A 13,079-nucleotide genomic window follows, 5' to 3' on the forward strand; every position below is an offset into this window, starting at 1 on the left:
CGCTGGTCAGTTGGTCCTCAGCAGCTTGAAGGTCTTGAAGGCCATGGGGTCGACGAAGCCTGTCTGTACGTCGAGGAACATTACCTGGCCCTGGTGATTGACGACGTTGAACACATGGCCCGCCCCGTCTTCGGGCAGGCCCGCCACCAGGCCGCGTGCTCCGTCTCCGCCATTGCGGATGTTGTCGACCATGTCCCAGAAACTCGTGTCGTTGAACGCCGTGCCGTAGGCGCTCTGCAATCGGTCCAGGGACTGGAGTCCGCCCATGTCGCCCGGTACGGCCGTGAGCCCTTCGCCGCCGAGATAGCGGTCGAGCGCCTCGGACACGTACGTACAGTTGGTCATCCCGCCCTCGGGATTGAAGTGCGGGGCCAGATGGGAGAGGTTCGGTGTCTCGTACGGCTTCGGCGGGTACGGGGTCTTCGCCGGGGCCAGGCCCAGGGGGTCGCAGGTGACCGTCGGGCGGTCGACGTAGGCGACCGGGTTGGCCGCGGGGGCGAGGCCGAGGGGGTCCTGGCTGAGGTAGCGGGCGACCTCGGGGTCGTAGTACCGCAGGTAGTTGTAGTTGAGGCCGGTCTCGGCGTCGAAGTACTGGCCGGGAAAGCGCAGCGGCGTGTACGCGCGGCTCTGCGCCGCCCAGGACAGCTTGCCCCAGTGCGTGGCGCGGGCCTGCCACGCGATGTCGCCCGCCTCGTCGACGAGTTCGCAGGGCGTGCCGGACAGGTCGGTGACGATCGCGAAGAAGCGGGCGTCGATCTCGTCCTGGTCCGCGTGGGCCGCGGAGGCCACCGGGCCCGCGGCGGTCCGCCGTTCGGACTGCGCGACCGGCTCCGCCCCGTTGAGGTGCCAGGTCAGGGTGACCGCGTCGCCCGTCCCGCCCCACGTGGTGGTCTGCTCGCACAGCCGCGTGCCGCTCCAGGCGAAGTCGACGCGCTCCGCGACCTCGACCCCGTCGGCGGCGAGGCGCAGTTTGGCGACGCGGCGGCCGAGCGCGTCGTACCGGTAGCGCCACACCGTGCCGTCCGGCGTGACCACCTGGGTCAGCCGGTCGTCGCCGTCCCAGCTGTAGCGCCAAGTCTCCGGCTTGCGGGAGAGCCGGGTCCGGCGGCGGACCACGACCCGGCCCGCGGCGTCGTGCTCGAAGCCGACCCGGCCCGCGCGCACGAGGTCGGTGCCCTGGTAGGCGCGTTCGCCGCAGCCGTCGTCGCCGAACCCCTGGGCGGGCCAGCCCGCCCGGGTCTGGTTGCCGAGGTCGTCGTAGGCGTAGGACTCGGTCCAGCCCTCCGCGGTCACGCGGGTCGCGCGGCCCACCGGGTCGAGTTCGTAGTGGCGCTCACCGGCCAGTCGGTCGTGGACCGTGGTCAGCGTGCCGTCCGCGCGGTACTCGTAGCGCCGTGCCTGCACCCGGTCGCCGGAGTGGTCGACGGCCTGCTCGGTGAGCCGGTTCATGGCGTCGAACGACCGGGAGATCACCAGGGAGTCGTCGAACCGGCGGCTGGTCTCGCGGCCGACCCCGTCGTACTCCAGGGTGACGACACGGCCGTCCGCGGTCAGCCGGAAGGGCTGCGCCTGGTCGTCGTAGTCCCACCCGGTGTGTGCGCCGGACGGGGTCGAGCGGCCGGTCATGCGGCCGAACTCGTCGTAGGCGTAGGTGACTTCGCGGTCGTCGATGCGCTCCGACAGCAGTCGGCCATGCCGGTCGCGCAGCAGGGTCAGCCGGGTGTCGGGCGTGGTGGCCTCGGCGACGCGGTCGGTGAAGTCGTAGCTGTACGTCATCACCTCGCCGTCGACGTCCTTGCGGACGATCTGGCCGAGCGCGTCGTGCGCGTAGCAGACGACCTGGCCGAGCGCGTTGCTGCGGGAGGTCAGTTGACCGGCGGCGTCGTAGGTGTAGCGGACGGGCCGTCCGCCGAAGTCGGTCTCGGTGACGAGCCGGCCGACCGTGTCGTACTCGTACGTCCAGTGCTGGCCCCGCGGGTTGGTGACCCGGGTCAGGCGCAGTTCGCTGTCGTAGGTGAACTCGTAGCGCCCGCCGCCGGGTTCGACGCGCGCGGTGATGAGGTCGAACGGGGAGTACTCGAAGCGGGTGACGCCGCCGAGGGTGTCGGTGTGGGTGAGGCAGTTGCCCTCGCCGTCGTAGGTCCAGCGCTCCTCGCTGCCGTCGGGGTTGCGGCGGCGGGTGACCTTGCCTTCGAGGGTCCACTCCAACTCGCCCCGCGCGCCCAGCGGATCGGTGAGGGCGGTGACCCGGCCGAGGGCGTCGCGCTCGTAGCGCATGACGCCGCCGAAGGGGTCGCGGACCTCCACGGGGAGTCCGCCCGCGTCGCAGCGGACGGCGGTGACCCGGCCGAACGGGTCGCGGGTGCCGGTCGGGCGCCCGGCGTCGTCGTAGGTGAAGTGGGTGGTGCCGGTCGCCGGGTCGGCCACCAGGGTGCGGTTGCCGCGCTCGTCGAACTCCTGGCGCAGCACGCTGCCGTCGGGCCGCACGACGCGCACCGGCAGTCCGCGCTCGTCGTAGGCGAAGGTGGTGCGGCGGCCGTCGGGCCGGACGATCTCCGTCGGGTTGCCCTGGTCGTCGTACCGGTACGACGTCGTGCGGCCGAGCGCGTCGGTCTCGGCGAGCAGGCGGTTGAAGCGGTCCCGGACGAAGCGTCTGGTGTGCCCCGCGGGGTCGACGATCGCGACCACCTGGGACAGCTCGTTGACGTGGTAACGCCGGACCGCACCGTGGGAGTTGACGGCCGTGGTGGTGCTGAGGCCGGTCTCGGGGTCCGGGTCGCTGTAGGACAGCGTCAGGCTCATGTGCCCGTCGGTGCCGCCCTGGGAGACGCAGCGGTTCCGCTCGTCGTACGCGTAGTGGTAGGCGTGCCCGTTGGTGTCGGTCCACGAGGTGACGCGGTGGGCGTCGTCGTAGGCGAACTGGAGCGGCCTGCCGGAGGAGCCCACGACCTCGGTGAGTTCACCCCGGGTGTGGCCGTAGCGGACCAGCGGCAGGTCCGCGCCGTCGGGTCCGGCGCCGGCCAGGGCGAGGCCGCTGATCCGTCCGTCGGCGTGGTCGAGGACGAGCCGGTGTCCGGCGCTGTGCACGATCGCGGTGGGGACGCCGTCGTCGTCGTGCTCGAAGGCGATCCAGTTGCCGTTGCCGTCGTCGATCTGCACGAGTTCGGCGAGGCTTTCGCCGCGGTCGGCGAAGTGCCACACGCGGCGGGTGTGTGGGTCGGTGACGGTGTATCCGTCGGCCTGCCGGTCCAGCGGCCAGCGCGGGCCGTGCGTGGGCAGCACCGGCAGGCCGGGCGCCGGGTGCGGGTAGAACAGGCGGATGCCGTCCTCGTGGACGAACGTGACGCCCGCGGCGGCGATGTCGAGGCGCTGGTCGACGGTGCTGACCCACGCGGGGCCGAACCAGCGTCCGTTGGTGCTGCCCGACTCGACCCGGCGCCGGAACGTGAGCGGCAGCGCGCCGGGCAGCGTGACGTCCGTCTGCGCCAGGTACATACGGCCGGTGGCGAGGTTGATCGGGTCGGTGCCGCCGGACTCCACCACGTTCGGGGTCTGGCTCTCGGCGACCTCGGGCGCCTCGGTGAGCGCCGCGTCGGCGTCCGCGGCGAGCATCCCGCCCTCGCCGGCCTCCGCGGCGGTGCCCGCGCCGTCGGAGGCCACGGCCAGGGCGATCTGCGGGATCAGTTCGCCGCCGAACTCGAACGGGTCGTTGGTGAAGGAGTTCCACGCCGAGGTGAGGGCCCGCTCGGGGTGGGTCGCCATGGAGACGACGCCGCCGAGCAACTGCACCTTGTTCTGCAGGAATTCGGCCGGGTGGGTGAGGTTGTAGGGGTCCATCGGGTTGAGGCCGCGGGCGAAGTTCACGATGCCCGAGGTGCCCTTGACGAGACCGGAGAGGACGTGCGCGGAGTCGACGTAGTTCGCCGTCATGAGGTCGGCGCCGTCGAGCTTCAACTGGTCCACGGCGGAGGGCTCCTTGGGCGCGTGCTGGAGCGCCGCCTTCAGCTTGACCGCCGTCTCGTGGGCGACCTTGTCCCGCTGCCGACGGGCGGTGGCGAGGATCTCCGCCGCCTCGCGCATCGCGGTCTCGCCGGGGTCCTGGTCCGAGGGGCGGGGGCCGGGGTCGTCGCTGCCCGATTCGACCTTCTGGTTGTACTCCTCGACCTTCTTGCCGTACGCGTCGGAGGCGGTCTTGCCCTCCTTGTAGCGCCGTACGGCGTCCTTGGCCTGGCCCTGGGCCCATTCGACGGTGTCGGCGAGCGCGCCGAGCGCCGCGGCCGCGTCCATGCAGGCGGCGCCCGCCTGGATCCACTTGGCCGGGTGCACGCCGAACTTCTTGCGGAACTCGTCCGCGGCCATGCCCTTGAAGCCCGTCGAGTCGACGGCCTTCATGCCGGTCCCGACCTCTTCGAAGGCCGTGGCGAACACCAGCAGATGGGACGCCTTGTCGCGGATCGTCGCGGGCTTGCCGTGGATCAGGTCGGTGGGTTCGGCGTCCGCGGAGAGCTCCGCCTCGTCGACATGGGCGCCGAGGTAGGAGGCGGCCGCGTCGCCGCCGTCGCGGACCTTGTCGGCGACGCCGTGCGCGCCGACGGCGTCGAGCGCGTCACCGGTGAGGTCGGAGCCCTCGTCGATGAGATGGCCCGTCTCGCGCTTGGCGCCGTCGTAGAGACTCTTGCCCCCGCTGAGCAGCTCACCGCCGAGCTTGCCCCATCCCGACATCAGCCCTGGCCCTTCTGGGTCGGCTGGCTCTGCTGGTCCAGTCCGAGCGAGTGGTCGACCGCGGCGTTGTAGTCGTCCTTGTCCATGCCGGTGGCGAGCGGCCCGAGTTCGACGCCGGGCAGCACCTCGTCGGTCGCGATGTCCCGGCCCATGCCCTTGAGCACCTGCTCCGAGTTCTTGGCGCCGTCCTCGAAGGACCTGGCGCTGTAGTCCGGGTCCGTCCAGCCGGGCGTGGCCAGTTGGCTCCAGCTCTTGTTCTCGACCTGCTGCTCGGTGGCGTAGGGGTCGCCCTCCAGCGAGTTGAGGCCCACCTTCAGGGAGTTCTTCACGGTCTGGTCCGTCTGGTACATCGTTCCGGCCGACAGACCGATCGCCTGCGCGAACCCGTTGCCCTCCGCGACGAGTGAGCGCACGCCCCACTGCCAGCGCTCGCAGAACGTGTGGAAGGCGGCGCCGACGGTGTCGCCGCCGATGGTCAGCGCGTCCATCTCCAGGTCGTCGAAGCCGCGTCCGGCGCCCGACCAGCCCACCTTGTCGAGGAAGCCGAGCTTGCCCAGTTCGCCCAGGGCCTTGTCGATCCCGTCGGCGATCAGCGCAAGCCCTACGGTCTGGAGGTCGACGCCCCCCGTCGCGGGCTCACCGCCCCCGCCACCGGCAACCGCGTCCATTACCGCCGCTCCTCCCCGTCGCGTTCGCGTTCCGCATCGCCGTCGGCCGGTCCGTCCACCGCGACGGCGTCCGGCACGACGCCGGTCACCGGGGGCAGGACCAGGCCGCGTGCGCCGTCCGCCGCGTCCACCAGCACCCCGCAGGGCATCCCCGTCGCGGCGGTCACCGTCGGCACGGCCGCGTCCAGCAGCGCCGCGCCCCACACCCCGCGGTACGGCCACGCGCGGCCGGCCTCGCCCCGGGCCAGCGCGAACCGGGCCAGCGCCGGTTCCCCGGAGAAGGCGAGGATCCAGCGCACGCCGCCCAGGTCGACGGTGAGCGGGGCCTCGGTGCCGTCCGCGCCGGGGGTCGCGCCCATCGGCAGCAGCACCCGCGACCGGCGGAACTCGCCCAGCTCGGCCATCGCCCGCAGCTCGCGGGCGTGCACGGCGGGGTCGTCGGGGCGGGCGGGCTCGGCCGCGGCGGGCTCGGACGCGGCGGGAGTGTTCGGAGCCGGGGAGTTCGGGGCGGAGGCGGGTGTCGTCGCCGGGGCGGGTGTCGCGGAGGTGCCTGCGGTGCCGCTCCCGGCGCCGCGTGCGCGCTCCGCCGCGCCCCCGGCCGAGTCGGCCGCACCGCTCGTACCGGCCCCACCGCTCGTACCGGCCGCACCGCCCGCACGTATGACCGTCTCGTCGGCTATGTCGGCCAGCCGCGACCGTGGCGGACGTGACACGTCCCCGTTCGCCGGATCCGGCGTTCCCTCTGGCTCGTCCACCATCAAGTCCCCGTCGCAGGACGGCCTTTCACCCTCGCGCAATGATCAAACCGAGTCAGCTTCACACGTTGCAGTTGCCACGTGCAAGCCGGCCCCGGCCAAGCGCGGACAAAGGAATCACCAAGACGGGTTGACGGCGGCCCCGTTGAGACGGGCGCCCGGCGCGGCCGTACGAGTGATCGTACGCCCGCGCCCGTCCTCCCCGAACCCGCCGGAAGATCGCCGTCCGCAACGCTCGGGCCCAGGCGTCGTTGACCTCGATGCAGGTGCCACTCTTCCGCTCGGCACGAAGGGCCCTATGAACCACCCTCCCCACCCGCTTTCCGTCCGTAAGCCGCCGGTCCCGCATCCGCAACCCGCAGTTGGGCCGGTGCGGAGAACCTCTCCGAGTGTGACTGCGGTACAACTCCCCGATCTTCGCCCGGGACGATTCCCCCGACTCCCCCGTCGCGTCCCCGTCCGCCAGGTCCTGTGCCTGGTCCCGCTCCTCCTCGTCGCCGCGGCCGCGGTGCAACACCGCGACGTGCTCGTGGAGGGCTTCGGCCAGTTGCGCACGGCCGAGTGGCCCTGGCTGCTGGCCGCCGCCGGGGCGACCTGCCTGACCTGGGTGGCGGCCGCCTTCACCCGGCAGGGCGCCGTCGTCCAGCCACTGCCCAAACGGCGGCTGCTGGCCACCCAGTTCGCGGCCGGCGCGGCCAACCACCTGCTGCCGACCGGCCTCGGCGCGAGCGCCGTCAACCTGCGGTTCATGTCGGTGTGCGGGGTACCGCTGGCCCGGTCCTCGGCCGCGGTGGCGCTGTATCTCCTCGCCGAGTCCGTCGCCCGCGTCGGGCTGCTCACCGCGCTGCTGCTCGCGTTCCCCGACGCGCTGCGCATCGGTTCGCTGCTGCCGCACGGCACGCTCGGCCCGCTGCTGCTCGCCGTCGCGGGGGCGGCCCTCGTCGCCGCCGCCGTACTCGCTCTCGTACGGCGGCTGCGGACGGCCGTGTTCGGCTTCCTGCGCACCGCGCTCGGCGAACTGCGCTCGGTGCACACCCGGCCGGCGCGCGCCCTGGCCCTGTGGGGCGGGTCGCTGGCCTTCCCCACGTTGCAGGCGGCCGGGCTGGTCGCGGTGGGACAGGCGCTGGATCTGCCGGTGCCGCCCGTGTACATGGCGCTCGCGTATCTGGCGGCGACGGTCGCCGTGGCGCTGGTGCCGACCCCGGGCGGCCTGGGTTCCGTCGAGGCCGCCCTGATCGTGGCGCTGGTCGCGGCGGGCGGCCCGGTGGCGCTCGCCACGGCGGTGGTGCTGGCGTACCGGATCATCACCGTCTGGGTGCCGCTGGTGCCGGGGGCGGTGACGCTGGGCGCCCTGGTGCGGCTGAAGGTGATCTGAGGACCCGCGCGGACCGCGGGCGGCCCCCGGGCGGGCCGCCCGCCCCGCGCGCCGAGCCCGGATGCCGTACCGCCGGACGAGTGCCAGACTGGATCTCCGAGGGCGGCGGCCCGTGGGCGAACGACCCGGCGCCCGGCCCCGCCACGTCCTTCACGCGAGTCCCAGGAGCGGAAGGACCGACGGCGACCCCGACGGCGACCGGGCGCGAACGGATGTGACGCCCTGTGAGTGCAACCGGAGACGGCCCCGAGGAGACGCGCGGAGCGCCGGCCGGGCAGACGGTCGTGGTCGTGGGCGGCAGCGCGGGCATCGGTCTGGAGACCGCGCGCCAGGTCCGCGCCGCGGGCGGTGACGTGGTGCTGGTGGCCCGCGACCCGGAGCGCCTCGCGCGGGCGGCGGACGAGCTGAAGCCGCTGAGCACGGCCTCGTTCGACGCCACGGACGCCGTACGCCTGGAGCACTTCCTCGACACCCTGCCGGCTCCGGTCGACCATGTGCTCGTCACCGCGGGCAGCCCGGCGTACACACCCCTCGACGAACTGGATCTCGCCGACGCCGGGCGGGACTTCGGCGGGCGGATCGCCATGATGCTGGCGGTGGCGCGGGCCGGCCGCGGAATGGTGCGGCCCGGCGGGACGCTGCTGTTCATCGGCGGCACCGGCGGCCGCCGGCCCGCGCCGGGCATGGCCGTCATGGGCGCCCTCACGGCCGCGCTGCCGGCGCTGACCGCCCAACTCGCGCTGGAGGTCGCCCCGGTGCGGATCAACCTCATCGCGGCCGGGTTCGTGGACACCCCGCTGTCGGCCGCTCTGCTCGGCGACCGGCTTGAGGCGCGGCGCGAGGAGTTGAGACGGACCCTGCCCATCGGGCGGGTCGTCGGCCCGGCGGACGTCGCCGCCCTCGCCGTGCATCTCATGGCCAACGGCGCCCTCACCGGCGCCACCTACGACATCGACGGCGGGCAGCAGCTCGTCGCCCGCTGACCGCACCGCAGACCTGCCCCACTCGAAGCGAGAGGCGCACGCATGGACATGAAACTCGAGGTCGTCGTGGTCCCGGTGTCCGACGTCGACCGGGCCAAGGACTTCTACACGGCGCTGGGCTGGCGGCTCGACGCCGACATCACCCCCGAAGCGGGCTACCGGGTGGTGCAGGTGACGCCACCGGGCTCCCCCGCCTCGGTCATCTTCGGTACGTCCGTCACCGAGCAGGCGCCCGGCACGGCCCGGGGCCTCCAACTGGTCGTCGACGACATCGAGGCGGCCCGAGAGGAACTGGTCAAGCACGGCGCGGACCCCAGCGAGGTGTTCCATGACGCCACCGGTGTGTTCCATCACGCCGGGACCGACGCCCGGGTGCCCGGCCCCGATCCCGGGCGCAGCAGCTACGGGTCCTTCCTGTCGTTCGGCGACCCGGACGGCAATGGCTGGATCCTCCAGGAGATCACGTCGCGGCTGCCGGGACGGGTGGACCCCGCGGCCACCTCCTTCTCCTCGGCGGCGGACCTGGCGTCCGCGCTGCGCCGGGCCGCGGCGGCGCACGGCGAGCACGAGGCGCGGACCGGGGCGGAGGACCCGGACTGGCCGGACTGGTACGCCCGGTACATGGTCGGCGAGCAGGCGGGGACACCGGCGCCGGAGTGACGGGACGCGGGGGCGCCGGGAGTACTCCCCTGCACCCCTGCCCCCGTGCACCCCTGCCCCTGCCCGGAGCGCCGGCCGCCGCCGTGGCACAGTGGCCTTCCGCATCGGGCAGCCGAGGGAAGGAGCCGGTCATGGGCGTACGGCTGGAGCGCGCGGGGCAGGTCACCACGGTCGTCCTGTCCCGGCCCGCGGCACGCAACGCCGTGGACGGCCCCACGGCCGCCGAACTCGTGGCCGCCTTCCGGGAGTTCGAGGCGGACGACGAGGCCCGGGTGGCCGTGCTGTGGGGCGAGGGCGGCACGTTCTGCGCGGGGGCGGACCTCAAGGCGATCGGCACCGAGCGCGGCAACCGGGTCGCCGAGGACGGTGACGGGCCGATGGGCCCGACCCGGCTGCGGCTGTCGAAGCCGGTGATCGCCGCCGTCGCGGGCCACGCCGTCGCGGGCGGTCTGGAGCTGGCCCTCTGGTGCGATCTGCGGGTCGCCGAGGAGGACGCGGTGTTCGGGGTGTTCTGCCGCCGCTGGGGCGTGCCGCTGATCGACGGCGGAACGGTACGGCTGCCGCGGCTGATCGGCACCAGCCGGGCCATGGACCTGATCCTGACCGGCCGGCCGGTGCCCGCCCGCGAGGCCCTGGAGATGGGGCTCGCCAACCGAGTCGTGCCCACCGGGTCGGCGCGTGCCGAGGCGGAGGCGCTGGCCGCGGAGATCGCGCGCTTCCCGCAGGCGTGCCTGCGATCGGACCGCGCGTCCGTCCTCGACCAGGAGGGCCTGGACGAGCCGGCGGCGCTGCTCGGTGAAGTCCGGCACGGGGCGGGCGTGCTGGCGCAGAGCCTCGAAGGCGCCGCCCGCTTCGCCTCCGGCGCGGGCCGCCACGGTTCGTTCACGAACCTCTGAGCCGCCGCCCGGCCGCGCACACCGGGGCGGACCGTTCCCGGCCGCGCACACCGGGGTGGACCGCCCCGCCCGTCAGCCCACCCGTATCCGCACCTCCCCGCCCCGCGGGTCGACCAGGTGGGTCCAGCGCGGGGACAGGTGCAGCGGGCGGCCTGGCAGCACCGTGCGGGCGAGCACGCGCTCGCGGTGCAGCAGGCGGCCGTTCTGGAGGACGTACAGCACCGGGGCGGTGAGTTCGGCGGTGGTGCGCAGGACGTACGGCAGGTCGTCGCCGCGGGTGACGCGGTGCGGGGCGATCCAGTGCAGCGGCCGTTCCACCACGAGCCGGACCGAGCCGGGCCATTCGGCGGCGACCAGCCACTCCAGGACCGCGCCCGCCGCCTGCACCCCCTCGCGGGCCGCGGTGCCCGCGCTCTCCACGGGGTGCAGCACGCTGCCGACCGCGAAGACGCCGGGGCGCGAGGTGTGCAGGCCGCCGTCGACGGCGGGGGCCCGGCTCGCGGGGTCGAGGACGATCTGGCCGCGCCGGGCGAGTTCGTGGTCGGGCACGAAGTCGCCGGTGAACACGACGGTGTCGCACGGCAGTACGGTCGTACGGCCGTCGTGGGCGCGGACGCGGACGCCGTACAGCCGTCCGTGGCCGAGGAGTTCGGCGACGGTGGTGCGGGTGAGCAGCGGGATGCCGCGCCGCAGTCGGGCGTCCTGGGCGCGCAACGGGGATGTCTGGGCCCGGGCCTGGTCGGTGACCATGGCGGCGACCTGCGCCCCGGCGGCCCGTACGGTGGCGGCGGCCGCGTACGAGACGTCCTCCGCGCCGACGACGACCGCGCGGCTGCCGATCCGCTGCCCGTGCAGATGGACGGCCTGCTGCAACTCGCCGGTCGTGTAGACCCCGGCGGGCCGGGTGCCGGGCACCAGGCGTGCGGCGCGCGGGCGTTCGCGGGCGCCGGTGGCGAGGACGACGGCGCGGGCGGTGACGTTCTCGGGGCCGCGCGGGCCGACGGCGGCCAGGGTGAGCGGGCCGGCCCAGTCGAGCGCGGTGACCCCGGTGCGCACGACCGCGCCCGCGTGCACGGCGCCGTCGCGGAGCAGCCGGGCGTAGACGGGCCCGGTCAGCGGGTGGGTCCAGGTGCCGAAGCCGCCGTGCGCGCAGTGCCGGGGCACTCCCCCGGCCTGCCGTTCCCGGTCCAGGACCTCGACCCGCTCCACGCCCGCGGCGGCGAGGCGGGCGGCCGCCGCGAGCCCGGCGGGGCCCGCGCCGACGATCAGGACGTCCACCGACCGTTCTCGGCCGGTCATGCGCGTGACTCCTCGAAGAGCGCGCGGACCGTGGCACCGCAGTAGAAGCCCTGGCAGCGGCCGGAGCGGGCCCGGGTGCGGCGGCGCAGCCCGTCGAGGCCGCGCGGGGGGAGCGTGCTGGTGAGGGCGTCGCGGATCTCGCCGCGCGAGACGCGTTCGCAGTGGCAGACGAGGGTGCCGTACTCGGGGTCCTGGGCGATGAGTTCGGGCCGCTGGTAGGGGCGGGGAAACGCCTCGCCGAGGTTGGGCATGTGCACCGGTTCGAGGTCGCGGGCCGGGCCGAGGTCCAGGCCGGTGTCCGCGAGCAGCGCGGTGACGTGGTCGGCGATGGCGAGGGAGGCGGTCAGGCCGGTGGAGCGGATGCCGCCGACGGTGACGAGCCCCTGCTCGGCGTGGGCGGTGATGCGGTAGTCGTCGTGCTCGGTGGCGGCGCGCAGGCCCGCGTAGACGGCGGTGACCTCCTCGTCGAGCAGGCGGGGCAGGACGCGGGCGCCCTTCTCGCGGAGCGCGGCGAGGCCGTCGGCGGTGGAGCCGGTGGCGTGTTTGTCGCGGAGGTCCTCGGCGGTCGGCCCGAGCAGGACGTTGCCGTAGACGGTGGGGGCGACGAGGACGCCCTTGCCGAGGGCCGTGGGGACGGGCAGCAGGATGTGGTGGACGAGGGCGCGGGCGAACTTGTCGAAGACGATGAGCTGGCCGCGGCGCGGGGTGACGGTGAAGTCGTCGTGGCCGAGGCGCCGGTCGAGGGTGTCGGCGTGCAACCCGGCGGCGTTGACCAGGCGGTGGGCGTACAGGGTGCCGCGGCCGGTGGTCAGACGGTGCAGGCCGCCCGGCCGGTCGGCCTTCTCCACCCGGGTGTTGAGGTGGAGGTGGACGCCGTGCCGCACGGCCTGGGTGGCGTAGGCGAGGGTCGTGGTCCAGGGGCAGACGATGCTCTCGCCGGGCACGTGCAGGGCGCCGAGCGCGCCGGGGCCGAGGTGTGGTTCGCGGGTGTAGAGCTCCTCGGGGTCGAGGGGCCGGGCGTCCTGGTAGCCGTTGCGCACGGCCTTGGCGGCGAGTGCGGGCAGGGCGGCGAGCTGTCCCTCGTCCCAGGCGACGAGGAGCGCGCCGACCGGTTCGACGGGGATGCCCGACTCGGCGGCGTAGGCGGCGAGTTGCCGGCCGCCCTCGCGGACCAGACGGGCCTCCAGCGATCCGGGGACCGCATCGAACCCGGTGTGCAGGATCGCGGTGTTGGCCTTGGACGTGCCCTGCCCGACGTCGTCCTGCGCCTCCACCAGCGCGACGCGCAGCCCGGGGTGGCGGGCCAGCGCCCGGGCGATCGCCGAGCCGACGACTCCGGCCCCGACGATCACCACGTCGTACGGCTCCGCGGGCAGCGCGCCCTCGGCGGTGACGACCGGCTGCGGGACCCCTGCCGGGGGCTCGGGCGGCGCGACGGCGGGCTGCGGGAGCCCTGCCGGGCGCTCGGACGCTACGACGGCGGGCAGCGGGCGAGCGGGCGGCGCGGCGGCGGCCGACTGACGAGCGGGCGGCGCGACGGCAGGCTGCGGGTGGGCGGACTCCGCGGAGACGACCGACCCGTCGGCGGGAACGGTTCCCGCGGGGGAGGCGGACGACGGCCAGGCGACGCACCCGTCCGAAGCGGACGAAGGCCGGGCGGTGGGCTCGACGGCGGCGGACGACGATCGGGCGGCCAACTCAGCGGCGGCGGACGACGGACG

Annotated in this window: 9 protein-coding genes; 4 read left to right on the forward strand and 5 right to left on the reverse strand. The window is 74.4% G+C overall.

The features are described 5' to 3' along the window. Positions 1–6: 6 nt before the first annotated feature. From WN71_RS34955 to WN71_RS34965, 3 genes are read right to left on the reverse strand one after another with little or no spacing between them, the layout of a single operon-like run. Entirely contained in the window at positions 7–4,722 is a 4,716-nt protein-coding gene (locus tag WN71_RS34955) for a putative T7SS-secreted protein (protein ID WP_046588277.1), read from the reverse strand. Then, positions 4,722–5,390 (reverse strand): hypothetical protein, encoded by a 669-nt coding sequence (locus tag WN71_RS34960; protein WP_046588279.1) that lies wholly within the window; start codon positions 5,388–5,390, stop codon positions 4,722–4,724. Before WN71_RS34960 ends, WN71_RS34955 begins: the two co-directional genes overlap by 1 nt. Continuing rightward, positions 5,390–6,103, reverse strand: a complete 714-nt coding sequence (locus WN71_RS34965; protein ID WP_206300227.1) for a hypothetical protein — start codon at positions 6,101–6,103, stop codon at positions 5,390–5,392. The genes WN71_RS34960 and WN71_RS34965 overlap by 1 nt, the downstream gene beginning before the upstream one ends. A 433-nt stretch (positions 6,104–6,536) precedes the next feature. On the opposite strand from WN71_RS34965, the gene WN71_RS34970 reads away from it, so the two are divergent. The 4 genes from WN71_RS34970 (at position 6,537) to WN71_RS34985 (ending at position 10,059) form a co-directional block, all read left to right on the forward strand. Continuing rightward, positions 6,537–7,520 carry a lysylphosphatidylglycerol synthase transmembrane domain-containing protein gene (locus tag WN71_RS34970; RefSeq protein ID WP_240529873.1) on the forward strand — a complete coding sequence of 328 codons (984 nt, stop codon included), beginning with the start codon at positions 6,537–6,539 and terminating at the stop codon, positions 7,518–7,520. A 224-nt stretch (positions 7,521–7,744) separates the two neighbouring features. Next, a complete protein-coding gene (locus WN71_RS34975) occupies positions 7,745–8,503 on the forward strand; it encodes an SDR family oxidoreductase (RefSeq protein ID WP_046588282.1) in 759 nt (252 codons plus the stop codon). Between the two features lie 42 nt (positions 8,504–8,545). Next, positions 8,546–9,163, forward strand: coding sequence for a VOC family protein (locus tag WN71_RS34980; protein ID WP_046588284.1), 618 nt, complete (start codon positions 8,546–8,548; stop codon positions 9,161–9,163). 131 nt (positions 9,164–9,294) lie between these two features. Beyond that, on the forward strand, positions 9,295–10,059 hold the full coding sequence (locus WN71_RS34985; RefSeq protein ID WP_046588286.1) for a crotonase/enoyl-CoA hydratase family protein: 765 nt from the start codon (positions 9,295–9,297) through the stop codon (positions 10,057–10,059). Positions 10,060–10,131: 72 nt separating this feature from the next. On the opposite strand, the gene WN71_RS34990 is transcribed toward WN71_RS34985, so the two are convergent. Further along, on the reverse strand, positions 10,132–11,358 hold the full coding sequence (locus WN71_RS34990) for an NAD(P)/FAD-dependent oxidoreductase (RefSeq protein WP_046588288.1): 1,227 nt from the start codon (positions 11,356–11,358) through the stop codon (positions 10,132–10,134). Continuing rightward, a complete protein-coding gene (locus tag WN71_RS34995; protein ID WP_046588461.1) occupies positions 11,355–12,734 on the reverse strand; it encodes an FAD-dependent oxidoreductase in 1,380 nt (459 codons plus the stop codon). The genes WN71_RS34990 and WN71_RS34995 overlap by 4 nt, the downstream gene beginning before the upstream one ends. Between the last annotated feature and the right edge of the window lie 345 nt (positions 12,735–13,079).

Origin of the sequence: Streptomyces mangrovisoli (genome assembly GCF_000974985.2) — a bacterium.
Lineage (GTDB): Bacteria > Actinomycetota > Actinomycetes > Streptomycetales > Streptomycetaceae > Streptomyces > Streptomyces mangrovisoli.

Coding starts and splice junctions, on each gene's coding strand:
- WN71_RS34985 (WP_046588286.1), top strand. CDS start 9,295: ATGGGCGTACGGCTGGAGCGCGCGGGGCAGGTCACCACGGTCGTCCTG.
- WN71_RS34980 (WP_046588284.1), top strand. CDS start 8,546: ATGGACATGAAACTCGAGGTCGTCGTGGTCCCGGTGTCCGACGTCGAC.
- WN71_RS34955 (WP_046588277.1), bottom strand. CDS start 4,722: ATGTCGGGATGGGGCAAGCTCGGCGGTGAGCTGCTCAGCGGGGGCAAG.
- WN71_RS34990 (WP_046588288.1), bottom strand. CDS start 11,358: ATGACCGGCCGAGAACGGTCGGTGGACGTCCTGATCGTCGGCGCGGGC.
- WN71_RS34960 (WP_046588279.1), bottom strand. CDS start 5,390: ATGGACGCGGTTGCCGGTGGCGGGGGCGGTGAGCCCGCGACGGGGGGC.